Genomic DNA, 24,410 nt, shown 5'->3' with positions numbered 1-24,410 from the left:
GGGGCATCCGGGCGGGGGGCAGCCGGGCGAGGGGCACGCTCTCGGGGGCGCGGGGAACTGCGCGAGGCGGAAGGTGCGGCGCCGTACCTCCGAGCCGCGCAGTTCCCCGCGCCCCTGGTGGGGTGGTGGCAACGGCCGTGACCAAGCCCGGCGCCGTGCCCTCCCGTCCCGCGCAGTTCCCCGCGCCCCTGGTGGGGCGGTGGCAACGGCCGCGACCAGGCGCAGCGCCGTACCCTCCCGAACCGCGCAGTTCCCCGCGCCCCTGGTGGGGTGGTGGCAACGGCCGCGACCAGGCGCAGCGCCGTACCCTCCCGAGCCGCGCAGTTCCTCGCGCCCCTCGGGGGGTGCCGGGCCGGTGGGCCGGTGGGGTGGTCAGCGGCTAGCGGTTCCGGCGGGTGCGGGGGAAGGGGAGGGGGAGGTCGGCGGCGCGGGTGAGGGTGTGGTGGAGGGCTGCGCGCGGGCGGGCCGTGTGCCGTACTGCCATCCGGGTCAGCCAGCGCCACCAGGCGGGGGCGTCCGCGCGGGTGCCCCACCAGCGGGCCAGCAGGGCGCCGGGCGGCGCGGTGACGGCCAGCCAGACGGCGGCCGCCGCCCCGGTCCGCCAGGGTGGCGGACCCAGTTCCGACATCCGGACGGCTCCGAGCGAGCCGCCGGCCGCCCAGCCGGCGAGCACCGCCAGCAGCCCCGCCGTGAGCGCCGCGCCGAGCGCCGCCGCCGTGGTGGCCCGTACCGACCAGCGCGGGCCGTCCGTCCCCGGCCGCTCCCCCGCCGCCGCCCGGCCGAGCAGCACCGCGGGACCCACGGCCGCGAGCAGCGGCACCGTGCACAGCAGCGGCCACCAGCCCGCCCCGCCGGGCCCCGGCACCAGGGCGAGCAGCGGGAACTCCGGTACCGCGCCCACCGTGGTCCCGATCGGCGCGACCGCCGTTCCGGTACCGACCGCGAAGCCCGTTCCGAGCAGATAGGCGGCGGCCCACAGAACGGCGTTCGGCAGCAGCAGCGCGCAGGCGAGCAGCAGGCCGAGGCAGCCCGCCACGCCCCCGCCGAGGGTGTGCGCCGAGCGGCCGGGCCCGCCCGCCAGCACGCCCGCCGTCAGCAGCAGGCCGCCGCCGGCCGCCACCGCCAGCAGCCAGAGGGCCGCTGCCCGTACTGCCGTGGACACCGCTCCGGGCGGCGGCTCCCATGCGGGTCCCCCGCCTTCCGACGGTTCCTCCGCCCCGCCGTCCGCCCACCATCGGGGCAGCCTGGTGAACGGGGCCGGCGCGACCAGTGCGGCGAGCGCCGGCCGGAGGCGTCCCGCGCCGGCCCAGACCCCGCACCCGAGCCCGCCGGCCAGCAGCACCGTGACCGCGGCCAGGTCCGCGAGCGGCCGGGCCCGCAGTGCCGCCTCCTGGGCCGAGCACTGGGCCACCGCCAGCGCCGCCACCGTCAGGTAGCCGGCGCCCACGGCGAACGGGGAGCGCCAGTTCGGGCGCCCGCGCCGGCCCAGGCGGACCCCCGCCCGGTAGAGCGCCGTCAGGGTGACCGCGGTCAGCAGCAGCGGGGTCACGGTGACCGGCCCGGCCTCGCCCCCGCGGGCCAGCGGCGCGGCGTGGCCGAGCAGCCAGAGCGCGCAGGCCAGCCGGGCCGCGCCGGCCGCGGTGTCGTCCGAGTACGGCGCCAGCACCCACAGCCCCAGGACCGGCACAGCGGGTACGGAGAGCGTCAGGAGGGCCGTCCGTACCCCCGTCAGCAGGTCGGCGAAGGTCGAGCGGGTGCCCAGTCCGCTCGGCAGGCCCAGGATCGGACGGCCCATCAGCTGCGTCATGGGCTTCATGCTCCCAAGGGGGCCCGTTGCGTCGTGTCAACGGGCAAACCTTCGCCGTGTCCCGGATTATCGGTACATGTGCCTACATTCGCTCAGCAGCCGGGGCGAGGGATCACGGTGACCGCTCCTTCGACCACCCGGAAGCGCAACCGGAGGTCCGCCGCCTCCGGGAAGCCCGCCGCCGCCAAGACGCCGTCGCCACCCCGGCGGGACCCCGCCCGGCTGCTCCGGCTGCTGACGCCCCGCGAGGCGCAGTTGCTGGCCCGGCTGGCGGACGGCGAGGAGCTGGCCGCCATCGCCGCCGACCTGGGACTGTCGCCCGCCATGGCGCGGACCCGGCTGCACCGGGCACTGCGCAAACTGGGCGTACGGTCCGCGGCGGAGGCCACCGCGCTCGCCGACCAGGCCGACGGCCGACCCGCAGAACGACCGGTGGAACGGGCCGCGGAGCAGGCCGCCGGCCCGGCCGGGGCACCGCCCGGCCCGGGCCGTGACGCCGACAGCGAGGCCGAGACCGGTGCCGGGTCCGAGAGCGGGAGCGGGAGCGGGGTGGGCGGGGACGCCGTTCCGCCCGAGTTCGACGACTTCTGCCTCGCCGTCCACGACCGGCTGGTGCAGCAGACCTTCCTGCTGACCGGGTGCCGGCACCGCGCCGTGCACTGCGCGCATCTCGCCCTGGGCACCGCCTCCCGGCAGTGGCCGCAGGTCACGGCGCTGCCGGACCCGGAGGGCTGGGTCCGGGCGCGGGCCTTCGACGCGGCGCTGTCCCCGTGGCGCCGGGGCGGCCCGCGGCGGGCGCACCTGTTCACCCTGCCGCACCGGCGGATCCGGGTCGGCCCGGCCGGGGTCGGGCCGGAGGACCGGCTCACCCCCCGGGACCGGGCACTGCTCAAGGCGCTCCGCCGGCTGTCCCGGCCGCGCCGGCGGGCGGTGGTGCTGCACGACGCGCTGGGTCTGCCCGCGGATGCGGTGGCGGTCGAGGTGGAGGCGAGTTCGGCGGCGGCCGCCGGGCGGATCCGCGCCGCCCGGGCGGCGCTGGCCGGGCAGGTGCCCGACCTGGTGGGCCCGGATCCGTCCGATCCCGGGTTCGGCGACCGGCTGGGCGAGCTGATGCACCGGGCGGCCGTGCACGGCTGTGCGACGCCGTGGCGGCCGTCCCCGCGGCTGCTGACGGTGGAGAGCCGGCTGCGGACCGGCGCGGTCACCGGCGGTGCCGCGCTGCTGACCGTGGCGGTCGGCGCCGCGGTGGTGGCGACCTTGCTGGGGAACGGGCCGGCCGAGCTGTTCCGCTCGCCCGCGGTCACGCCGCCACCGCTGTGCACGACGGCGGACAACGGCAGCGCCGGGCCGCTGCTGCCGGGCGCCGACGCGGGGGTGCGCAGCCACTGGTGCGAGGCGGCGGGCACGCAGTCGGTGGTCCTGGTCCAGGCCGCGATGATGTCCTCGTCGCCCTCGGCGGAGGCCGCGGCGACGGCGGCCGCGGTGGAGGCGCTGCCGGTGCCGGTGGGCTGCCCGGCGTTCCGCCCCTGCCCGACCGGTGCGCCGGCCGGGGTACCACCGCTGGCCGACCGGTTGCGCTGAGGCCCTCCGGGCCGGGGACCGGGCTGTCCGGCCGCCGGGAGCCGGCCGCCGGGAGCCGCGGAAACGCCGAGGGCGCCGCGGACGGGAATCCGTCCGCGGCGCCCTCGGGTGGTTACCGGGCTGATCAGCCGATCAGCTCACGGGCCAGGCGAGCGGTCTCGGACGGCGTCTTGCCGACCTTGACACCGGCGGCCTCGAGGGCCTCCTTCTTCGCCTGCGCGGTGCCCGAGGAGCCGGAGACGATGGCGCCGGCGTGGCCCATGGTCTTGCCCTCGGGGGCGGTGAAGCCCGCGACGTAGCCGACGACCGGCTTGGTGACGTGCTCGGCGATGTAGGCCGCCGCACGCTCCTCGGCGTCGCCGCCGATCTCGCCGATCATGACGATGATCTTGGTCTCCGGGTCCGCCTCGAACGCCGCGAGGGCGTCGATGTGGGTGGTGCCGATGACCGGGTCGCCGCCGATGCCCACGGCCGAGGAGAAGCCGAGGTCACGCAGCTCGTACATGAGCTGGTAGGTCAGCGTGCCGGACTTCGAGACCAGGCCGATCGGGCCGGACTTGGTGATGTCGGCCGGGATGATGCCGGCGTTCGACTGCTCCGGCGAGATCAGGCCGGGGCAGTTCGGGCCGATGATCCGGGTCTTGTTGCCCTTCGAACCGGCGTACGCCCAGAAGGCGGCCGAGTCGTGGACCGGGACACCCTCGGTGATGACGACCGCGAGGCCGATCTCCGCGTCGATCGCCTCGACGACGGCGTCCTTGGTGAACTTCGGCGGCACGAAGATGACGGTGACGTCGGCACCGGTCTTCTCCATGGCCTCGGCGACGGTGCCGAAGACGGGCACCTCGGTGCCGTCGACGTCAACGGTGGTGCCGGCCTTGCGCGGGTTCACACCGCCGACGATCTGGGTGCCGGAGGCGAGCATGCGGCGGGTGTGCTTCATGCCCTCGGAGCCGGTCATGCCCTGGACGATGACCTTGCTGTCCTTGGTAAGGAAGATAGCCATGATTCAGTCCTCTCCCTTACTTGTTGGCCAGCTCGGCGGCGCGGTCGGCCGCACCGTCCATGGTGTCCACCTGCTGCACCAGCGGGTGGTTGGCGTCGGTCAGGATCTTGCGACCCAGCTCGGCGTTGTTGCCGTCCAGGCGGACGACGAGGGGCTTGGTGACGGCCTCGCCCTTCTCCTCGAGGAGGGCCAGCGCCTGCACGATGCCGTTGGCGACCGCGTCGCACGCGGTGATGCCGCCGAAGACGTTGACGAAGACCGACTTGACGTCGGTGTCGCCCAGGATGATCTCCAGGCCGTTCGCCATCACCTCGGCGGACGCGCCGCCGCCGATGTCGAGGAAGTTGGCGGGCTTGACGCCGCCGTGGTTCTCACCGGCGTAGGCGACCACGTCGAGGGTGCTCATGACGAGACCCGCGCCGTTGCCGATGATGCCGACCTCGCCGTCGAGCTTGACGTAGTTGAGGCCCTTGGCCTTGGCCGCGGCCTCCAGCGGGTTCGCGGCGGCCTTGTCCTCGAGCGCCTCGTGGCCCGGCTGACGGAACTCGGCGTTCTCGTCCAGCGAGACCTTGCCGTCGAGCGCGATGATCTTGCCGTCGCCGGACTTGATCAGCGGGTTGACCTCGACGAGGAGCGCGTCCTCGGCGATGAAGACCTTCCACAGCTGCTGCAGAACGTCGGCGACCTGGTCGGCCACGTCCGCGGGGAACTTCGCGGCGGCGACGATCTCGGCGGCCTTCTCCGGGGTGCAGCCCTCGTTGGCGTCGACCGGGATCTTGGCCAGCGCGTCGGGGTTCTCCTCGGCGACGACCTCGATCTCCACGCCGCCCTCGACGCTGGCCATCGCCAGGAAGGTGCGGTTGGTGCGGTCCAGCAGGAACGAGACGTAGTACTCGTCCTTGATGTCCGCGGTCTGGGCCAGCATCACCTTGTGGACGGTGTGACCCTTGATGTCCATCCCGAGGATCGCCTCGGCCTTGGCGACGGCGTCGGCCGGGTCGGCGGCGAGCTTGACGCCACCTGCCTTGCCTCGGCCACCGACCTTCACCTGAGCCTTGACGACGGCGCGGCCGCCGAAGCGCTCCGCGATGGCGGCAGCGTCTGCGGCGGTCTCGATGACATCGCCGTCAAGCACGGGTACACCGTGCTTGGCGAAGAGGTCCCTCGCCTGGTACTCGAACAGGTCCACGTGTTTGTCCTTGTTCGTGGTCGCGGATTGTGTCTCTACGAGCGTGCCACGGCAGGATCTTCGCTGCGGGTCGTCGGGGCTGCGCAGGTACGCAGATTTGCGGCCTTGCGGCCCACACAGCGCCGGGCGCACCGTCAATCAACACGCGCGTCACGTCCGTGTGGCAGGTTATCCCCGTACGACGGGCGTGTTTCGCCCGGGACCGGCTCGGCTTTGGTGAGAACCGTCACAACCGGCGGACCCGGGCCTGCCGCCCACCCCCCTCCCGGGCCGCGGCGCCGGGGTGCGGGCACCGGGCCAGGCTCACACCTTCGGGTGAATCCGTGTCCCGCGGACACCGGCGGACGGGCGGGTCGATCGGTCGGACGGGCGGGTTCACCGGTCGGCCGGCACCGGCAGCGGCCGCTTCTCGATGGCGGCGGCCATGATGTCCGGGAAGGCGTCCGGGGTGCAGGCGAAGGCCGGCGCGCCGAGCGCGGCCAGCGCGGCGGCGTGCGCGTGGTCGTAGGCCGGGGCGCCCTCGTCGGAGAGCGCCAGCAGGGCGATGAACTGCACGCCCGAGGCCTTCATCGCGGCGACCCGCTTGAGCATCTCGTCCCGGATGCCGCCCTCGTACAGGTCGCTGATCAGCACCACGATGGTCTCGGACGGCCGGGAGATCTTCGACTGGCAGTACGCGAGGGCGCGGTTGATGTCGGTGCCGCCGCCGAGCTGGGTGGCGAACAGGACGTCGACCGGGTCGGTGAGCTGCTCGGTCAGGTCGACCACCGAGGTGTCGAAGACGACCAGCCGGGTGTCGAGGCTGTGCATCGAGGCGAGCACCGCACCGAACACCGCCGAGTGGACCACCGAGGCGGCCATCGAACCGGACTGGTCGATGCAGAGGATCACGTCCTTCTTCACCGCGCGCTGGGCGCGGGCGTAGCCCACCAGCCGCTCGGGGACGACCGTGCGGTGATCGGGGAGGTAGTTCTTCAGGTTGGCCCGGATCGTGCGGCCCCAGTCGATGTCGCGGTGGCGCGGGCGGTTGACCCTGGCGCTGCGGTCGAGCGCGCCGCCGAGGGTGGAACGGGTGCGGTCGGCCAGCCGCCGCTCCAGCTCGGCCACCACCTTGCCGACCACCGCACGGGCGCTCTCCCGGGTGGTCTCCGGCAGCGCGTGCTTCAGCGAGAGCAGGGTGCCGACCAGGTGGACGTCCGGCTCGACCGCCGCCAGCATCTCCGGCTCCAGCAGCAGCCGGTCCAGGCCGAGGCGGGTGATCGCGTCCTGCTGCATCAGCTGGACCACCGTGGTCGGGAAGTACTCCCGGATGTCGCCGAGCCAGCGCGCCACCTGCGGGGCCGAACCGCCCAGGCCTGCGCTGCGGCCGCCGGTCCGGCCCTGGCCGCCCGGCTCGGCGCCGGAGCCCCGGTAGAGCGCGGCGAGCGCGCCGTCCATCGCGGCATCCCGGCCGGACAGCGTGCAGCCGGTGCCGTCGGCGTCACCGCCGAGGACCAGCCGCCAGCGGCGCAGCCGCTCGCCGTCGGGGTCGGCGGCGGCCTGCGCGGTGGCGGCCTGGGCTGTGGTCATCGGGCACTCCTTCGGTACGGGCGGCTGACGGCCGGGTGCGGCGGATGTGGTTGGTGCGGTGGGTGCGGTGGGTGTGCCAGGGGGTGGGTGTGCCGGGTGGTGGGTGTGCCGGGTGGTGGGTGTGCCGGGTGGTGGGTGTGCCGGGTGGTGGGTGTGCCGGGTGGTGGGTGTGCCGGGTGGTGGGTGTGCCGGGTGGTGGGTGTGCCAGGTGATGGGTGTGCCAGGTGATGGGTGTGCCAGGTGATGGGTGTGCCAGGTGATGGGTGTGCCGGGTGGTGGGTGTGCCGGGTGGTGGGTGTGCCAGGTGATGGGTGTGCCGGGTGAGGTGCACGTGGCGGGCGCGGGTGCGGTGGACGTGGTGGATGGCGCCGGGCCGGGCGGTCCCCTCCACTGCCCGGCCCGGCGCCCGCTCAGCCCGCCCGGCGGTCGGCCTGCCGCGGGATCACCGGCCGCCCGGCGGGCAGACCGAGCAGCAGGGCGAGGGTGGGCAGCGCGGCGTCGGCCCGGTCGGGGTCGAGGTCCGCGGCGGCCACCTCGGCCGGGGCGGCGGGGCCACCGAGCCGTCCGGCGGCGACCCGCTCGCCGACGGTGCGCCGTACGCCCGCCTCCAGCGCGGAGAAGGTACGGCGGAGCACCGGCAGCAGATCGGTGAACGCCTCCGGACGGACCCGGGTCAGCCAGTCGTCCAGCAGTGCGAGCAGCCGGGTGTCGTGCAGCAGCAGGGCGCCGCCGCCGGACAGGAAGCCCTCGACCCAGCCGGCCGCGTCCGCGGGTGTGCCGGCCGGTGAGAGCACCAGGCCGAGCCGGCGGCCCGCCTCCTCGGTGCCGAGCCGGGCGTCGTCCAGCAGCAGCCGGACCGCGCGGCCGCGCAGCACGCCCGGCGCGCCGGTGGCCGGTCCGCCGGACGGCTCGCGGGCGGCCAGCGCGTGCAGGGTGGCGGCCCAGCGGTCGGCGACCGGGTCCTCCCCGGTGTCCTCGGCGGCCAGCAGGCCGACGGCGGCGTGCACCGCGTCCAGGTGGGAGCGCATCGCGTTGGCGCCGTCCGCGTCGAGGCCGGTGCAGGCGGCCGGCAGGCCGACGCAGATCCGCTCGGCGAGGCCGCGGGCGACCTCGCCGAGGGCCGCGCCGTCGGTGCCGCGGACGTCGCCGTAGCGCAGGGTGCGGACCAGCGCGGGCAGCGCGGCGGCCAGCTGGGCGATGTCGGTGTCCAGGGCGGCGCGGTCGGCGATCAGCCGCATCACGGCGGGCAGCGCGGCCGGCAGGTCGGCGAGCAGGCAGCGCTCGGCCAGCGCCGTCAGCTCGGCCAGCTCGGTGGCGCGGGCGGCCTCGCCGACCGCCTTTCCGGCGGCCGCGCCCTCGACGGTGGTGCCCCACTGGGCGGCCTCGACCACCCGGACCGCGAACTCCGGCTCCCAGCGCAGTCGCCAGGTCTCCCGGAAGGTGCCGGTGGAGTTGACCGCGGAGCGTCCGGGCACGCCCCAGCCGATGCCGAGCAGCCGCAGCCGGTGCAGCAGGGTCGAGCGGGCGGCGTCCAGTTCCTTGCGCAGGTCCAGCACGAGTTCGCGGTCGTCCGGCTCGGGCTTGAGCCGCAGGCCGCGCTGGAGCCGGGCGAGGTCGCGCTGGAGCGGGACGGCGGGGGCCGCGTCGGGTACCTCGCCGAGCGCGTCGCCGACCACCAGCCGGTCGTGCACCAGGGCGAGCGCGACGTCCGACCCGTCGCACATGACGGCCCGTACGGCGTCCAGCGTCTCGGTGAGCCCGGGCAGCGGGCGGCCCCGCATCGCCGCGAGCGTCCCGGCCAGCCGGACGGCCTCGATGACGTGCGCGGAGGAGACCGGGTGGTCCTCGGCCCGCAGCAGCTCGGCGACCCTGGTCAGCCAGCGGGCCACGGTGTCGCGCTCGGCGGTGAACAGGTGGTGGTACCAGCCGGGCGAGTCGACGCCCGCGCCGTACCCGGAGTGCTGGGAGAGCCGGCGGTGCGTCCAGGGCACCCAGGTGATCTCGGTGCGCACCTTCTTCGGCAGGCCGGCCAGCAGTGCCTTGTCGTGCGCCACAGTGGGCAGTTCCTGCAGCGCGGGGACGTGCCAGGCGCCGCAGACCACCGCGATCCGGCGGTGGCCGGCCCGGCGGGCGGCGCGCAGCTGCTGGCGCATGTACGCCTCGCGCAGTTCGTCGCGGCGGAGCGCCGGCGCGTCCTCGCGCAGGACCGCCATCGCCTCGGCGACCGCCTCGAACGGGGCGAGCGCGTCGGCGCCGGGGGCCCGGTGCTCGACCACGTCCTCCCACCAGCGCTCGGGGTCGTCGTGGCCGGCGGCCGCGGCGAGTGCGGCGATCGGGTCCGTGGCGGGCCCTTCCGCCGCCCCGGACGTGCCCCCCGGCACTCCCGGCCCGTCCGGCGCCCCCGACCCGTCCGGCCCGTCCGGTGACGGCGGGTCGGCGGCGAGGCTGTGGGCGGCCGGCAGGTCGATGAAGCGGACCGGGACCTGCTGCTCGACCGCGTACCGCAGCGCGACCCACTCCGGCGAGAAGACCGCGAACGGCCAGAACGCAGCCCGCGCCGGGTCGTCCACCACGTGCGCCAGCAGCGCCACCGGCGGCACCAGGTCCTTCTCGGCGGCCAGCGCGGTGAGCGCGTCGGCCTCGGGCGGGCCCTCGATCAGGACCGCGTCGGGCCGCAGCTGCCGCAGCGCGGCGGCCACGGCGCGGGCCGACCCGGGCCCGTGGTGCCGGATGCCGAGCAGCGTGACGCCGGGCGGTGCGGCGGGCGCGGCGGCTGCGGCCGGGGCCGGGGCGACTGCGGCCTGTGCGGCGGCTGCGGCGGGCGTCGGTCCGTGGGCCATGTCGGGCCTCCCTCCTGCGGGGTGCTGGGGTGTCAGTTGGAGTACTCGCGGGCGGCGCGGTAGAAGTCCTTCCAGCCGTCCCGCTCGCGGACCACGCCCTCGACGTACTCCCGCCAGACCGCCCGGTCGGCGACCGGGTCCCGGACCACCGCGCCGAGGATGCCGCCGGCCACGTCGCCCGCGCGCAGCACGCCGTCACCGAAATGGGTGGCCAGCGCGAGGCCGTTGGTGACGACGGAGATCGCCTCGGCGGTGGAGAGCGTGCCGCTGGGCGTCTTGACCTTGGTGCGGCCGTCGGCGGTGATCCCGGCCCGCAGCTCGCGGAAGACGGTGACGACGCGTCGGATCTCGTCGGCGCCGCCGGGCAGCTCCGGCAGGTCGAGCGAGCGCCCGAGCTGGCCGACCCGGCGGGTGACGATGTCGACCTCCTCGTCCAGGGTGGCCGGCAGCGGCAGCACGACGGTGTTGAAGCGGCGGCGCAGCGCGCTGGACAGCTCGTTGACCCCGCGGTCGCGGTCGTTGGCGGTGGCGATCAGGTTGAAGCCGCGGACGGCCTGGGTCTCGGCGCCCAGCTCCGGGATCGGCAGGGTCTTCTCGGACAGGATGGTGATCAGGCTGTCCTGGACGTCCGCCGGGATGCGGGTGAGCTCCTCGACCCGGGCGATCTTCCCGTCGGCCATCGCCCGCATCAGCGGGGACGGCACCAGGGCGTCCCGGCTGGGGCCGTGGGCGAGCAGCTGCGCGTAGTTCCACCCGTACCGGACGGCCTCCTCGGGGGTGCCCGCGGTGCCCTGGACGAGCAGGGTGGAGTCGCCGCTGATCGCGGCGGCCAGGTGCTCGGAGACCCAGGTCTTGGCGGTGCCGGGCACACCGAGCAGCAGCAGCGCCCGGTCGGTGGCCAGGGTGGTGACGGCGACCTCGACGATCCGGCGCGGGCCGATGTACTTGGGCGTGATCACGGTGCCGTCGGGCAGTTCGCCGCCCAGCAGGTAGGTGGCGACGGCCCAGGGCGACAGCCGCCAGCGCTCGGGGCGGGGCCGGTCGTCCTGGGCGGCGAGCGCGGCGAGTTCGCCGGCGAAGGCGTCCTCGGCGTGCAGCCGTAGGACCTCGGCCGACGTCTCGGCAGTCAGTTCGGTGGCGGGGGTTTCGGTGGTCATCATCGGCTCCTGGCATACGGGCCGCCGGGCACAGCTGTGGCAGGGCAGGGGCGGCTCAGAGAGGGGTACGGGGACCATCGGCGCAGAGGTCGGACAGGCACGTCGCGGCCTGTTGGAACCACCATGCACCGGGCCACTGACAACGACCGGGTACCCGGCCCCGGCTCGCTACCCTGCAGGGAGGAGGAGGTGCGAGCGATGTCCGCGACCACACCCGGGACCGACCACGACGTGGTGCGCCTGCTCGAGCGCATGCCGGAGCTGGACAGGTTCCGGATCGAACTCGTCGACGGACGGCTCGTGTTGCTTCCGTCCGCCGCGCCGTTCCACAACTTCATCCAGGTTGCCGTCTCCAGCCAGTTCATCCAGCGGGGCTGGTGGTCGATGACCGCGCAGGCCCTGGTGTCACCGGTACAGGGGTTCGAGCCCAAGCCCGACGTCAGCGTGACCAGCCACGAGCTCGCCGCCGACAACGCCAACCCCTTCCCGGCCGGCCGGGTCTCGGTCACCGTCGAGATCGTCTCCTCCGACCGCGACAGCGACTACGCGAAGAAGCGGCTCTGGTACGCCGTCAGCGGGGTGCCGCTGTACCTGATCATCGACCCGAACCTCGGCGTCTGGGAGCTGCGCTCCCGGCCCGACGGCGGGGACTACCGGGTGGTCGAGCACGGCGAGTTCGGGCGCGCCGTCGAGCTGCCGGAACCGTTCGCGTTCGCGCTGGAGACCTCCTCCTTCAAGGTGTACCCGGCCAAGGACTGACACCGCGTCCGTTGTCAGTGCCCGCGCCTAGCGTCGTGGGCATGGAGGAACGCTGGAGCACCGAACACGTCCTTTCCCTCGCACCCGACCCGGCCTCGCTGAAGGCCGCCGGCAAGCTGTCCGGGCCGGGCCCCTGGTCGGGGGCCGGCTGGGAGCAGGGCGTGCTGTGGGGGCTGTGCAAGGGCAGCGGCAGCACGCCGTACCGGGCGGCCGTCGAGCTGGCCGGGCCCGCGTACAAGTGCAGTTGCCCGAGCCGGAAGTTCCCGTGCAAGCACGTGCTGGGGCTGCTGCTGCTGTGGAGCGGCGGCGCGGCGGAGATCACCGAGGGCGCCGAGCGGCCGGACTGGGTCACCGAGTGGGTGAAGAGCCGTCAGGACGCCTCCGAGCAGCGGGCCGAGAAGGCCCGCGCCAAGGCGGAGGCCAAGGCCGAGGCCGATCCGGCCGCCGCCCGGCGGCGGGCCGAGCGACGCGAGGCGAGGGTCACGGCGGGCGCCCAGGAGCTGCGGCTGCGGCTGGCGGACGGGGTCCGCCGGGGCCTGGCCGACCATGCCGCCGCCGCGGCCGGCTGGGAGGAGGTGGCGGCCCGGATGGTCGACGCGCAAGCACCGGGGCTCGCCACCCGGGCCCGGGAGCTGGCGCACACCCCGCAGCAGGGGCTGCTCGCCGAGTACGCGCTGCTGCACCTGCTGGCCGGCGCCTGGGGCCGGGTGGCGGAGCTGCCCGCCGAGCTGGCGGCCACGGTCCGGACCCGGGTCGGGTTCACCGCCGACACGGCCGAGCTGCTGGCCGGTCCGACGGTCCGCGACCGGTGGCAGGTGCTCGGCAGCCGGGACACCGCCGACGAGCGGCTGACCACCCGCCGGCTGTGGCTGCGTGGCGCCAAGACCGGCCGCCTCGCCCTGCTGCTCGCCTTCGGCCGCCCCGGCCAGGCACCCGAACTCGCTCTGCCCACCGGGCAGGTGCTGGAGGCCGAGCTGGCCTTCCACCCGGGTGCCCGGCCGCTTCGGGCGGTGCTCGGCCCGCGGTACGGCGCCCCGGAGGCCGGGCCCGCCGGGCCTCCCGCCGGGCTCTCCCCGGCCGGGGCGACGGCCGCGTACGGCGAGGCGGTGGCGGCGGACCCGTGGCTGGAGTCCTGGCCGGTGGTGCTGGGCGAGGTGGTGCCGGTGCTCGGCCCCGAGGGCTGGCAGCTGACGGACGGGCGCGGAGCGGTCGCGGTGCGCCGCGGCTCGGTTCCGGAGGCGGCGCTGTGGCGGCTGGCGGCGGTCTCGGCGGGCCACCCGGTCACGCTGTTCGGTGAGTACGGGCACGCCGGGTTCGCCCCGGTGACGGCCTGGACGCAGCAGGGCCGGCCGATCGGGGTGGGCCAGTGACCCCGCCGGTCCCCCCGGTCCCCCCGGTCCCCCCGGTCCTCCCGGTCCCGCCGCGGGCCGCGCGCCCGCGAGCCGTGCGCCCCCGGTCCGCGCGGCCACTGCCCGGTGCCCGCCCGGCCGGATCCTCGTCCTCGTCCTCGTTCCCGGGTCGTCCGCCCCATCCGGGCGCTCCCCCGCATCCGCACGCGATCCCGACCGGAGGCCGGCCATGACCATCCCCACTCTCAGCCCGACCGCCGACGACTGGGCCGCGCTGGAGACCGTGGCCCTGCTGGGCACCGATCGCCGGCCGCTGCCCGACCCGGCCGGACCGCCCGCGGCGCTTGCCGCCGCGCGGGCGGTGGACCGCGACGACCCGGCGGTGGCACTGCTGGACCTGGCGGCGCTCGCGGTGGTCCGCCGCCGGGCCGGCGGCCGGCCGCTGCCCGCGCCCGAACTCCCGCCGGCCGCCCCGGCGGACACCCGTCCCGAGCTGCCCGAGGCCGCCGCCCGCCGGCTGGCGGTGCTGGTCGGCGGGCGTCCGGCCGGGGCCGCGCCGGCCAACCTCGCCGAGCTGCTGCCGCAGTGGATCGAGGCGGCGCAGTCCCACGGCTACCGGCTGCCGCCGGCGCTGGTCCCGCCGCTGCTGGACGCCGCCCGGGCCCGGAGCGAGCTGCGCTCCGGGGCGGTCGCGCTGGCCGGTCCGCTGGGCCGCTGGCTCGCCGAGCGGAACCAGGACTGGCGGTTCGTCCACCGCACGGCCGCGGACACGGCGATGGCGGGGAGCACGACCGAACCGGAGCCCGGTCCGGCCGACGAAGCCGGCCGGACCGGCCGCGATGCCGGTGCCCCCGCCGGCTCGCAGGTCTGGCAGGAGGGCCTGTTCGCGGAACGGGTCACCCACCTCTCCCGGCTGCGCCGGGAACGTCCCCGGGAGGCGCTGGAGCTGCTCGGCTCGACCTGGTCGACCGAGCGCGCCGAGGACCGGGTGCTGTTCCTGGACGCCTTGCAGGAGGGGCTCTCGGCGGCGGACGAGGAGTTCCTGGAGGCCGCGCTGACCGATCGCAGCAAGAACGTCCGGGCGACCGTAGCCGAGCTGCTCTCCACCCTGCCCGGGTCCGCACTTGCCACCCGGATGGCGGAGCGCGCGCGGGCTGCGGTCCGCCTCGATGGGCGCCGACTGCTCGTCAGTCCGCCCACCGGGTGCGACGCCGGGATGCAGCGGGACGGCATACCCCTCAGGTCACCGACCGGCCGGGGCGAGCGGGCCTGGTGGTTCGGCGAGATCGTCGCGGCCGCGCCGCTGTCGATCTGGTCCGCCGACACCGGCCTCGGCCCGGAGCAGCTGCTGCGGCTGCCGGTCGGCGACGGCGGCACGGACTGGACGGACGACCTGCGGGAGGCCTGGGCCAGGGCCGCCGTCCGCCAGCAGGACGCCGACTGGGCCCGGGCCCTGCTCGGTCCGGTACCGCGTCCGGGCGGCCCCGGGCGGGCGGCGGGATCGCCGGCCCGGTTGCTGTCGGTGCTCCCCGCCCCCGAGCGGGCCGCCTGGACGGCCGCCTTCGTCCGCACCCACGGCCTGGGCGACGCCTTCCAGCTGCTGGGGGCCTGCGCCGCACCGTGGACGCCGCCGCTGTCGACCGCCGTGGTCGCCGCCCTGGAGCGGGCCGCCCGTTCCGGCGCGTACCCGTGGAGCCACAGCGGGGTCCTGGGCATGACGGAACGGGCGCTGTCCCCCGGGACGGCCCCCGCCGTGGAGGCACTGGCGGCCGATGCCGCGCCCGACACCGCCTGGGCCGAGACCTTCGCCCGGCTCGCCGGGACGCTGCGCTTCCGGGCCGCGATGCTGGCGGAACTCGACGGGTGACCGCGCCGCGGACGGCGGCGGGGGTGCGCGGCGGGTCAGCCCGCCGCGCGCAGGTTGGCCTCGACCCAGGCCACCACGTCCTGGGTCGGGGTGCCCGGGGTGAAGATGTCGGCGACGCCGAGCGCCTTCAGCTCGACGATGTCCTCGGGCGGCACGATGCCGCCGCAGAACACCTTGATGTCCTCGGCGTCGCGCTCCCGGAGCAGTTCCAGCACCTTGGCGCAGAGCGTCATGTGGGCGCCGGAGAGGATCGACAGGCCGATGCCGTCGGCGTCCTCCTGGATCGCGGTGTCGACGATCTGCTCCGGCGTCTGGTGGAGGCCGGTGTAGATGACCTCCATACCGGCGTCGCGCAGCGCCCGGGCGATCACCTTGGCTCCCCGGTCGTGGCCGTCCAGCCCCGGCTTGGCGACCACCACACGGATCGGGCCTGACACGCCCATGACTGCCTCCTGGACCTCATCGTCCATCACCCGACCGGCCCGGCCGGGACGGGTGTGGTGTTAACCACTCTTAACAGACCTGAGGGGAGGGTAGCGCCAACCGCGCCCGGCGTCCGTTTCGCCCGTCGAGAGGAGGGGAAAATCACAGCACCGCCCACCCGTCACCCCCGCGCCGTCCGCCGCGGGGCCCCCGCGCCACCCTGCCCGGGGAGAGCCGTATGACCCACCCCGCTCCGACCGATCCTCCCCCCTCCGACCTCCCGCCGTCCGGTCCCGCGCCGACCGGACCCCCTTCGATCGGACTCCCCGCGTTCGGGGGCCCGTCGACCGCGGCGGCCGCCGCCCGCCTGCCGTTCGGGCGCGCCGTCCGGGGCGCCGGGGCCGAGGCCGCCGCCCTCGCGCACCACGTGGTTCGCTACCCGGCCGGGCTGGTGCCCGAGCCCCGGCCGCGCGACTGCCCGCCAGGCCCGGCGGCCGACCGGGCCCAGCGCGGCCCGGTGCTGCTGCTGCACGGCCTGGCCGACAACCGCGCGGTGTTCGGCCCGCTCCGCCGGGAGCTGCTGCGCCACGGCTGGGCGCATCTGCACGCGCTCAACTACTCGCCGCTGATCCGGGACGTCCGGGCCGCGGCGGTGCTGCTGGCCCGCCACGTGGAGTGGGCCGCCGAGGCCCACCAGGGCCGGCCGGTCACCCTGGTCGGGCACAGCCTGGGCGGCCTGATCTGCCGGTACTACGTCCAGCGGCTGGGCGGGGACACGCTCGCACCCCGGGTGGTCACGCTCGGCACGCCGCACGAGGGAACCACGGCGGCGCTGCTGCCGACCCCGTTCCCGGTCACCCGTCAGCTCCGGCCCGGCAGTGACCTGCTGACCGAGCTGGCACTGCCCGCGCCGAGCTGCCGGGCGCACTTCACGGCGCTGCGCGGTGAGTTGGACGAGGTGGTCCGACCGGGCCGCGGCGCCTGGCTGCACCATCCCGACCTGCAGGCGGACAATCTGCTGATCCCGTCGGTCGGTCATATCGGCTTGCCGGCCCACCCGTTGGCGGTCGAGGCGGTACGGCACGCACTGGAGGCCGAGGACGGAGGCGCCGGACTGGTGCAGCGACACGCCTCCTGAGATGCGCACTTTGTCCGGTATCGGGACAGGGGACTACAGTCTCGGCTGGTTTCTCCCCCTTTCCCCGAGTGGGCTCCCCGAGGCGGCAGCGTGACCATCAACTCCCGTACCGACGCCCGTGCCCAGCAACGCCGGCTGGCCCGGCGCGGCACCCGCACGGCCGTTCTGACGGTCGCCCTGCCCTCGGCGGCCACGCTCGGTGTGTTCACCGCCGCCGCGGCCGCCGTCCAGCACGACCACACCCACCCGTCGGCGCCGTCCGCCGCGGACGCCCGGCCCGACGGCGCCCGCACCGCGCCGCCCTCCCCGGGCCCGGCAGCCGCCGCGGCCGACCGCGCCGACCGCACGGGGCCGCGCGGCGCCCTGCCCGACCCGCCCGGTCTGCCGACGCCGCCGGAGCGCCCGCACTACCTGCTGCCGGTCGCCGCGCGCGGCCTGAGCGCGCTGTTCGGCCAGGCCGGCACCCACTGGTCGGTCCGGCACACCGGCATCGACTTCCCGGTCCCGTCCGGCACCCCGGTACGGGCCGCCACCGACGGCACCGTCACCACCCGGTGGAGCAGCGCCTACGGGTACCTCACCGTGGTCACCGACCGGGACGGCACCAGCACCTGGTACGGGCACCTGCGCTCGTTCCGGGTCCGCAAGGGCCAGGTCAGGGCCGGGGACGTGATCGCGTACTCCGGCAGCAGCGGCAACAGCACCGGCCCGCACCTGCACTTCGAGGTCCGCCCGGACGGCGGCGCCCCCGTCGACCCGCTGCCCTGGCTGCTGGCCCGCGGCCTCGACCCGCGCTGAGCCGACCCGGGCCGACCCGGGCCGCACCGCAGAACGCGTACGGCCCGGGCCCCCGCAGCAGCGCGGACACCCGGGCCGTACCCGTCGATCTCCCGTCAGAGCTTCTCGACCGGCGCGTAGCGCAGCAGCAGCTGCTTGCGCCCGGTGCTCGCCCCGAAGTCGACCGTCGCCTGCGCCTTGTCGCCGACGCCCATGGTCGCCACGACCGTGCCCAGCCCGAAGCTGTCGTGGGTGACCCGGTCGCCGACCGCCAGGGTCGGCACGTCGCGCTCGGCCAGCTGCCGGGCCGACTTGCCCCAGCCCGCCTTCGGCGAGGCCGTCCCGCCGCCACCGCCGCCACGGCCGCCACTGCCCGAGGACAGCCGCGAGGAGGACCCGTACGAGGAGCCGCCCGAGGACCGGGACGGCGGCACCGCGGCCGCGCCGGTGCGCTTCCACTCCACCAGCCCGGCGGGGATCTCCTCCAGGAAGCGCGAGGCCGGGTTGTACGAGGGCTGGCCCCAGGCGCTGCGCAGCACCGAGCGGGTCAGGTAGAGCCGCTGGCGGGCCCGGGTGAGGCCGACGTACGCCAGCCGGCGCTCCTCCTCCAGCTCCTTGACCTGGTTGAGCGCCCGCATGTGCGGGAAGATCCCGTCCTCCATGCCGGTCAGGAAGACCACCGGGAACTCCAGGCCCTTGGCGGTGTGCAGGGTCATCATGGTGATGACGCCGCCGCCCTCCTCGTCGTCCGGGATCTGGTCGGAGTCGGCTACCAGCGCCACCCGCTCCAGGAAGTCGGCCAGCGAGCCGACCGGCGGGGTACCGTCGCCCTCCTCGGCCTCGGGGCGCTCGCCCGGGTCCTTCTCGTACTCCAGGGCCACCGCGGCGAGCTCCTGGAGGTTCTCCACCCGGGTCTCGTCCTGCGGGTCGGTGGAGGCCTGCAGCTCGGCGAGGTAGCCGGTCTCCTCCAGCACCGCCTCCAGCACCGCGGCCGGGCCCGCGCCGGACTCGACCACCTGCCGCAGGCCGGCCAGCAGCGCGTTGAACTTCTTCACCGCGTTGGCCGAGCGCGCGGCCATCCCGTACGCCTCGTCGACCCGCACCAGCGCCTGGGCGAAGCTGATCCGCTCCCGGGCGGCCAGCGCGTCGATCATCGCCTCGGCGCGGTCGCCGATGCCGCGCTTGGGCACGTTGAGGATCCGGCGCAGCGGCACGGTGTCCTCGGGGTTGGACAGCACCCGCAGGTACGCCAGGACGTCCCGGACCTCCTTGCGCTCGTAGAAGCGCACCCCGCCGACCACCTTGTACGGCAGGCCGACCCGGATGAACACCTCCTCGAAGACGCGGGACTGGGCGTTGGTCCGGTAGAAGATCGCGACGTCGCCGGGGCGGGCGTCGCCCTTGTCGGTCAGCCGGTCGATCTCGTCCGCGATGAACTGGGCCTCGCCGTGCTCGTCGTCGGCGACGTAGCCGACCACCTTCTCGCCCTGGTCGCCGGCGGTCCACAGGTTCTTCTTGCGGCGGTTGGTGTTGCGCTCGATCACCGAGTTGGCGGCGGAGAGGATGGTCTGGGTGGAGCGGTAGTTCTGCTCCAGCAGGATCGTGGTCGCGTTCGGGTAGTCCTCCTCGAACTGGAGGATGTTGCGGATGGTCGCGCCGCGGAAGGCGTAGATCGACTGGTCCGCGTCACCGACCACGCACAGCTCGGCCGGGGCGATCTGCGCCAGCCGGGCGTCCGCCGGGTTCACGTACTCGCCGTCGACGGTCATCTTCGGCGCGTGCGCGGCGGCGCCGCCGCTCAGCTCGCGCACCAGGGTGTACTGGGCGTGGTTGGTGTCCTGGTACTCGTCGACCAGGATGTGCCGGAAGCGGCGGCGGTAGTGCTCGGCGACGTCCGGGAAGGCCTGCAGCAGGTTGACCGTGGTCATGATGATGTCGTCGAAGTCCAGCGCGTTGGCCTCGCGCAGGCGCCGCTGGTAGAGGAAGTACGCCTCGGCGAGCTTCTTCTCCGTCGGGTTGGCGGCCTGGTCGGCGTAGGTCTCCTCGTCGATCAGCTCGTTCTTGAGGTTGCTGATCTTCGCGGTGAAGGACTTCGGCGGGTACTGCTTCGGGTCCAGGTCCAGATCGCGGCAGACCAGGCCCATCAGGCGCTGCGAGTCCGCCGAGTCGTAGATCGAGAAGCTGGACGTGAAGCCCAGCACCTTGGACTCCCGGCGCAGGATCCGCACGCACGCGCTGTGGAAGGTCGACACCCACATCGCCCGGGCCCGCGGCCCGACCAGCTGCTCGACCCGCTCGCGCATCTCGCCGGCGGCCTTGTTGGTGAAGGTGATCGCCAGGATCTCGCCCGGCTGCACGTGCCGGGCGCCCAGCAGGTACGCGATCCGGTGCGTCAGCACCCGGGTCTTGCCCGACCCCGCGCCGGCCACCAGCAGCAGCGGCGAACCGTGGTGCACCACCGCCTCGCGCTGCGGGTCGTTCATCCCCTCCAACAGCTGCGCCGGGTCGATCACGGTACGGGCGGCGCCGTTGCGGTAGTACGCGTCCCGCTCGGCGTCGGCGGCGTGATCGCTCTGGAACAGCCCGTCGGGGATGGCCTCCTCGTACGGGGAGTAGTCGTGCGGAGCCTCCTCGTACGGGGGCTCCTCGAACGGCGGGCCGTCGTACGGCGGCTCGTCGGCGGCGGGGCGGCTCGACCCGACGGCTGGGTCCTCGAAGCCGGGGAGCGGGAGGTCGTCAAAGAGGCTACTCATGGCCCTCCGAGTGTATGACCAGCCACCGACACCCCGGGGCGGGACGTCGGGACCCGGGCCGCCCTCAGACCAGCCGGCGGGCCGCCGCCCAGCGGGTCAGCTCGTGGCGGTTGCTGAGCTGGAGCTTGCGCAGGACCGCCGAGACGTGGCTCTCCACCGTCTTCACCGAGATGAAGAGCTGCTTGGCGATCTCCTTGTACGCGTAGCCGCGGGCGATCAGCCGCAGCACCTCGCGCTCGCGCTGGGTGAGGCGGTCGAGGTCCTCGTCGACCGGCGGGGTGTCGGTGGCGGCGAAGGCGTCGAGGACGAAGCCGGCCAGCCGGGGCGAGAAGACCGCGTCGCCGTCGGCGATCCGGAAGATCGCGTTGACCAGGTCGGTGCCGGTGATGGTCTTGGTGACGTACCCGCGGGCGCCGCCGCGGATCACGCCGATCACGTCGTCGGCGGCGTCGGAGACCGACAGCGCCAGGAACCGCACCCCGCCCGCGTCCCCCATCAGCGGCGCCGAGCGCCGCAGCACCTCGACCCCGCCGCCGCCCGGCAGGTGGACGTCGAGCAGGACCACGTCCGGCCGGGTCTCGGCGACGACCTGGACGGCCGACTCCACGTCGTCGGCCTCGCCGACCACGTCGATGCCGGTGAGCTCGGTACGCCCGATCTCGGCCCGCACCCCGGTGCGGAACATCCGGTGGTCGTCCACCAGAACCACCCGGGCGGTCCGCTCCGGTCCGGCTGCCACGGCCTCGGCCTCAGACATCTGCTCTCTCCATCTCCAGCTCGACCTCGGTGCCGCCGTCCGGCGCCGGTCGCACCTTGGCGGTGCCCCCGTTGCGCCGCATCCGGCCGATGATCGACTCCCGTACGCCCATCCGGTCCTCGGGCACGGTGTCGGGGTCGAAGCCGGGGCCGTGGTCGCGGACGAACACGGACACCGTCCGCCCCTCGACTTCCGCGTACACCTGGACCGGTCCCCCGCCACCGTACTTGGCCGCGTTGACCATCGCTTCCCTCGCGGCCTGCATCTGCGCGGAGATCTTCTCATCCATCGCGCAGTCGCCGACGCAGACCAGCTCGACCGGTACCCCGTGCCGGTCCTCGACCTCGGCGACGACCTGGCGGATCCGCTCGGCCAGGGTGTCGGGGGCGTCCTCGGCGGCGGCCTCCGGACGGTAGAGCCACAGCCGCAGTTCGCGTTCCTGGGCGCGGGCGAGCCGCAGCACCTCCTTGGCGTCCTCGGCGTTGCGCTGGATCAGGGTGAGGGTGTGCAGCACGGAGTCGTGCACGTGCGCGGCGATCTCGGCCCGCTCCTGGGCCCGGATCCGGGCGGTGCGCTCGGCGCCGAGGTCCTGCCACAGCCGCAGCGCGTACGGGCCGACCAGCACCAGGACGCCGGCCAGCACCGCGAGCGAGGCCTCGATCACCGACCCCACGGTGGAGCTGCTGTCCTGCAGGACCAGGAAGGCGATGATGCCGGCCACCACCAGCAGCACGCCGCCGACCACCCGGGTGTAGGCGCCGCGCCGCCGGGTGGCCTCCTCCAGCCCGAACCAGCGCTGCCAGCGCGAGTCGTCGGCCTGCCGCCAGACCAGTGCCACGCCGACGCCGACGATCAGCAGCGGCCAGACGTACGGCTTGGCGGTCTGGATGTGCAGGGCGCTGAGCAGCGCCATGATGCCGACCACCAGCAGCAGCAGCGCGAACAGCTGGCCGACGCCGCCGCGGCCGGTGGCGCCGTTGTCGGCCGGCGCGCCCGCCACCGCCCCGCCGGGGCCGCCGGCGGCGGGCTCGCCGTGGAAGGTGCGCTGGAGCAGGTCGCGCAGCCGCCCCGGGCCGGTCCGGCGGCCCTTGGTCAACTCGGCGCTGCCGCCCGGCTCGTCGGCGCCGACCCGGACGAAACCGCCGTCCCGGTAGATCCAGCGGGTCGCGCTGCCGGGGGCGGGTTCGCCGATGCCGATCGGCACCACGAACCAGAACGCGGCGTACAGCAGCACCCCGATGCCCTGCGCGAAGAACAGCAGGACGAAGGCGACCCGGACCCAGGTGACCGGCAGGCCGAGGTGGACCGCGAGGCCGTGCGCCACGCCGCCGAGCATCCGCCCGTGCGGGCTGCGGTACAGCCGGCGGTAGGGCGGCGCCGCGGCGCCGGCCGCGGCCGGGTCGGCGCCCGCCGTCGACCGGTCGTCAGGAACGGCGGACGGGGTCGCGGGGGGCTGGGGTTCGGTGCCGGGTGCTGCCACGCCACGAATGGTCACATGTACGCGGGTGCGGGCGCATCAGGGTAGGGCCCTGAGTGCCGTATCAGGGGGAGTTCAGGGTCGGGCCCGGGCCGTCCGGGCTTGGGCCGGGGAGGCGGAGCCAGCAGGATGGTGGCCATGACGGACGAGCAGAGCACGGGGGCGGCCGACGCCCCGCCGGAGGGCGCGCCGCGGCCCCCGTTGACGCGCAGCGACCGGCACCGGGTGGTGGCCGGGGTGTGCGGCGGGCTCGGCCGGCATCTGGACATCGACCCGGTGGTGTTCCGGGTGGTGATCGCGGTGCTCTGCCTGACCGGCGGACTCGGGCTGTTCCTGTACGGCCTGGCCTGGCTGATCGTGCCGCGCGAGGCGGACGCCGACGGGAGCGGGCGCACCGAGCTGCAGCGGGTGCTGACCGGGCGGGTCGACGGGCAGTCGGTCGGTGCGGTGTTGCTGACGGTGATCGGCATCGGGGTGTTCTTCTCCTCGATGGGCGACGGCGACCAGCTCTTCCCGCTGATGCTGCTCGGCGGTCTGGTGTTCCTCGCGGTGCGCTACGACCCGGAGCGCCGTCGCCGGGCGCAGGGCCGGGGCCGGGCGGAGCGGCCCGGCGGACCGTACGACCGGCCGCTGGACGGACCGGACGACCGGCCGGACGACCCGGACGGGCAGCTCGGCGCGGCGGGGTGGCGGGAGCGGTTCGGCGCCGGCCCGGGGTCCGAGGAGTTCAGGGCGCAGTGGGCCGGGCGCCGCGGCGCGATGCAGGAGCACTGGCGGGCCGCCCGGGAGGAGCACGCCCGGGCCCGGGCGGCCGGGACGGTGCCCGCCGACACCCCGCCGCCGGGGCCGAGCGGCTACCTCTGGGACCCGCGGCACCCGGAGCGCAATCCGTACGGGCAGGGCCCGGGCCAGGGCGGCCCGCCGGGCGCCGCGGCGCAGCCCTGGTGGCAGCGGGCGGACCTGCCGGAGGGTGATCCGCTGCGCAAGGCACCGGCGGACCGGCCCTCGGCCGGGGCGCCCGCGGTGCGCGACCGGCGGCCGCGGTCCGTCCTCGGGCCGCTGGGCCTGGTGGCGGCGGTCGGGGTGGGCGGTGCGGTGTGGGCGGCCGGGCAGGACCACGGCGACGGGGCGCGGGTGTCGGCGGTCCTGGCGGCGGCGCTGCTGGTGCTCGGGCTGACCATGCTGGTGGGCGCGAAGTTCGGCCGGGCCAAGGGGCTGGTGGTCCCGGCACTGCTGCTGACGGTGGCGCTGGCCGGGGTCGGCTCCACCGACGCCCGGGTGCGGACGTCCTTCGGGGACCGGGAGTGGGCGCCGGTGTCGGCGGCCGAGCTGCAGCCGCAGTACACGCTCGGGGCCGGCGACGCGGCGCTGGACCTGCGCGGTCTGGACCCGGCCGGGGCGACGCTGGAGAGCTCGGTGCGGGTCGGCGCGGGCCACCTGACCGTGCTGCTGCCGCCGGACGTCGACGTCCGGCTGCGGGTGAGCAATCTGGTCGGCGACGTCCGGCTGCCGGACGACGAGCACCTGTCGGGCGGGGACAACGACCGGGAGCTCGAGCTGCACCCGGTCGGCGGTCAGGCCTCGAAGGGCACGCTGGATTTGAAACTGGTCCTGGGTGTGGGTGACATGAAGGTGGTCCAGGGATGAGGAAGCACCGGCTCGATCCGTTCTCACTGATCTCGGGGGCGCTGTTCACCCTGGTCGCGGTGGTCTACCTGGTGTCCTCGCTGAACGACGACGCGGTGGACGGGCGGATCGTCGTCCCGGTGACCTTCATCGTGCTCGGCGTGGCGGGGCTGGTCGGCGCGGTGGCGGCGATGGCGCGGCGCGGGCGGCCGCAGCGGCCCCCGGTGGCGCCGCAGCCGCCGGCGCAGGATCCGGAGCGGTGAACGCGGAGCGGGGGAGGGGGGGCTGAGAGGGGCGCGCTGTTCAACGCCGCTCATTTGTCCGAGGTGTGGGGG

Annotated in this window: 18 protein-coding genes; 8 read left to right on the top strand and 10 right to left on the bottom strand. The window is 75.4% G+C overall.

Translation table 11 applies throughout. The features are described from left to right. Nucleotides 1–379: 379 nt before the first annotated feature. Nucleotides 380–1,807, bottom strand: a complete 1,428-nt coding sequence (locus AC2TEW_RS14115; protein ID WP_484623681.1) for a cell division protein PerM — start codon at nucleotides 1,805–1,807, stop codon at nucleotides 380–382. Nucleotides 1,808–1,924: 117 nt separating this feature from the next. Between AC2TEW_RS14115 and AC2TEW_RS14110 the strand changes: the two genes are divergently transcribed. Beyond that, nucleotides 1,925–3,388, top strand: a complete 1,464-nt coding sequence (locus AC2TEW_RS14110; RefSeq protein WP_484623680.1) for a LuxR C-terminal-related transcriptional regulator — start codon at nucleotides 1,925–1,927, stop codon at nucleotides 3,386–3,388. 124 nt (nucleotides 3,389–3,512) lie between these two features. Here the strand turns inward: AC2TEW_RS14110 and sucD are convergent, their stop codons facing one another. The 5 genes from sucD to AC2TEW_RS14085 all read right to left on the bottom strand — a co-directional run bounded on the left by sucD (nucleotide 3,513) and on the right by AC2TEW_RS14085 (nucleotide 11,149). Continuing rightward, on the bottom strand, nucleotides 3,513–4,394 hold the full coding sequence (gene sucD / locus AC2TEW_RS14105) for a succinate--CoA ligase subunit alpha (protein WP_033821243.1): 882 nt from the start codon (nucleotides 4,392–4,394) through the stop codon (nucleotides 3,513–3,515). A 16-nt stretch (nucleotides 4,395–4,410) separates the two neighbouring features. Then, nucleotides 4,411–5,583 carry an ADP-forming succinate--CoA ligase subunit beta gene (gene sucC / locus AC2TEW_RS14100; RefSeq protein ID WP_371497499.1) on the bottom strand — a complete coding sequence of 391 codons (1,173 nt, stop codon included), beginning with the start codon at nucleotides 5,581–5,583 and terminating at the stop codon, nucleotides 4,411–4,413. A 375-nt stretch (nucleotides 5,584–5,958) separates the two neighbouring features. Next, complete coding sequence (locus AC2TEW_RS14095) at nucleotides 5,959–7,152, bottom strand: VWA domain-containing protein (protein ID WP_359886184.1); 1,194 nt, start codon at nucleotides 7,150–7,152, stop codon at nucleotides 5,959–5,961. Between the two features lie 410 nt (nucleotides 7,153–7,562). Continuing rightward, a complete protein-coding gene (locus tag AC2TEW_RS14090; RefSeq protein WP_484623679.1) occupies nucleotides 7,563–9,992 on the bottom strand; it encodes a DUF5682 family protein in 2,430 nt (809 codons plus the stop codon). 32 nt (nucleotides 9,993–10,024) lie between these two features. Continuing rightward, nucleotides 10,025–11,149: an ATP-binding protein gene (locus tag AC2TEW_RS14085; protein ID WP_484623678.1), complete on the bottom strand. Its 1,125-nt coding sequence runs from the start codon at nucleotides 11,147–11,149 to the stop codon at nucleotides 10,025–10,027. A gap of 198 nt (nucleotides 11,150–11,347) precedes the next feature. Between AC2TEW_RS14085 and AC2TEW_RS14080 the strand changes: the two genes are divergently transcribed. From AC2TEW_RS14080 to AC2TEW_RS14070, 3 genes are all read left to right on the top strand, one after another. Continuing rightward, nucleotides 11,348–11,908: a Uma2 family endonuclease gene (locus AC2TEW_RS14080; RefSeq protein WP_484623677.1), complete on the top strand. Its 561-nt coding sequence runs from the start codon at nucleotides 11,348–11,350 to the stop codon at nucleotides 11,906–11,908. 41 nt (nucleotides 11,909–11,949) lie between these two features. Then, nucleotides 11,950–13,278, top strand: a complete 1,329-nt coding sequence (locus tag AC2TEW_RS14075; protein ID WP_484623676.1) for an SWIM zinc finger family protein — start codon at nucleotides 11,950–11,952, stop codon at nucleotides 13,276–13,278. Nucleotides 13,279–13,486: 208 nt separating this feature from the next. Then, the gene (locus AC2TEW_RS14070) at nucleotides 13,487–15,124 is read left to right on the top strand and encodes a DUF5691 domain-containing protein (protein ID WP_484623675.1); all 1,638 of its coding nucleotides are present in this window, start codon (nucleotides 13,487–13,489) and stop codon (nucleotides 15,122–15,124) included. Between the two features lie 35 nt (nucleotides 15,125–15,159). Here the strand turns inward: AC2TEW_RS14070 and icmB are convergent, their stop codons facing one another. Further along, nucleotides 15,160–15,567: a coenzyme B12-dependent isobutyryl CoA mutase small subunit gene (gene icmB / locus AC2TEW_RS14065; protein ID WP_033822897.1), complete on the bottom strand. Its 408-nt coding sequence runs from the start codon at nucleotides 15,565–15,567 to the stop codon at nucleotides 15,160–15,162. Between the two features lie 218 nt (nucleotides 15,568–15,785). Between icmB and AC2TEW_RS14060 the strand changes: the two genes are divergently transcribed. Together AC2TEW_RS14060 and AC2TEW_RS14055 are read left to right on the top strand one after the other, a co-directional pair. Further along, complete coding sequence (locus tag AC2TEW_RS14060) at nucleotides 15,786–16,685, top strand: esterase/lipase family protein (protein WP_484623674.1); 900 nt, start codon at nucleotides 15,786–15,788, stop codon at nucleotides 16,683–16,685. Nucleotides 16,686–16,775: 90 nt separating this feature from the next. Next, nucleotides 16,776–17,483 (top strand): M23 family metallopeptidase, encoded by a 708-nt coding sequence (locus AC2TEW_RS14055; protein ID WP_484623673.1) that lies wholly within the window; start codon nucleotides 16,776–16,778, stop codon nucleotides 17,481–17,483. A gap of 95 nt (nucleotides 17,484–17,578) precedes the next feature. Here AC2TEW_RS14055 and pcrA read toward each other — a convergent pair whose 3' ends face one another. The 3 genes from pcrA to AC2TEW_RS14040 form a co-directional block, all read right to left on the bottom strand. Then, complete coding sequence (pcrA, locus tag AC2TEW_RS14050) at nucleotides 17,579–20,215, bottom strand: DNA helicase PcrA (RefSeq protein ID WP_484623672.1); 2,637 nt, start codon at nucleotides 20,213–20,215, stop codon at nucleotides 17,579–17,581. Between the two features lie 64 nt (nucleotides 20,216–20,279). Then, the gene (locus AC2TEW_RS14045; RefSeq protein WP_033821322.1) at nucleotides 20,280–20,972 is read right to left on the bottom strand and encodes a LuxR C-terminal-related transcriptional regulator; all 693 of its coding nucleotides are present in this window, start codon (nucleotides 20,970–20,972) and stop codon (nucleotides 20,280–20,282) included. Further along, a complete protein-coding gene (locus AC2TEW_RS14040; RefSeq protein WP_484623671.1) occupies nucleotides 20,965–22,452 on the bottom strand; it encodes an ATP-binding protein in 1,488 nt (495 codons plus the stop codon). The genes AC2TEW_RS14045 and AC2TEW_RS14040 overlap by 8 nt, the downstream gene beginning before the upstream one ends. Nucleotides 22,453–22,587: 135 nt before the next feature. Here AC2TEW_RS14040 and AC2TEW_RS14035 point away from each other — a divergent pair, with 135 nt between their 5' ends. Beyond that, nucleotides 22,588–24,096 (top strand): PspC domain-containing protein, encoded by a 1,509-nt coding sequence (locus AC2TEW_RS14035; RefSeq protein WP_484623670.1) that lies wholly within the window; start codon nucleotides 22,588–22,590, stop codon nucleotides 24,094–24,096. Beyond that, on the top strand, nucleotides 24,093–24,338 hold the full coding sequence (locus tag AC2TEW_RS14030; RefSeq protein WP_484623669.1) for a hypothetical protein: 246 nt from the start codon (nucleotides 24,093–24,095) through the stop codon (nucleotides 24,336–24,338). The genes AC2TEW_RS14035 and AC2TEW_RS14030 overlap by 4 nt, the downstream gene beginning before the upstream one ends. The last annotated feature ends 72 nt before the right edge of the window (nucleotides 24,339–24,410 follow it).

It is taken from the genome of Kitasatospora sp. NEAU-CNBT7 (assembly GCF_057220535.1).
This window is presented reverse-complemented; position numbering and strand designations above follow the sequence as displayed.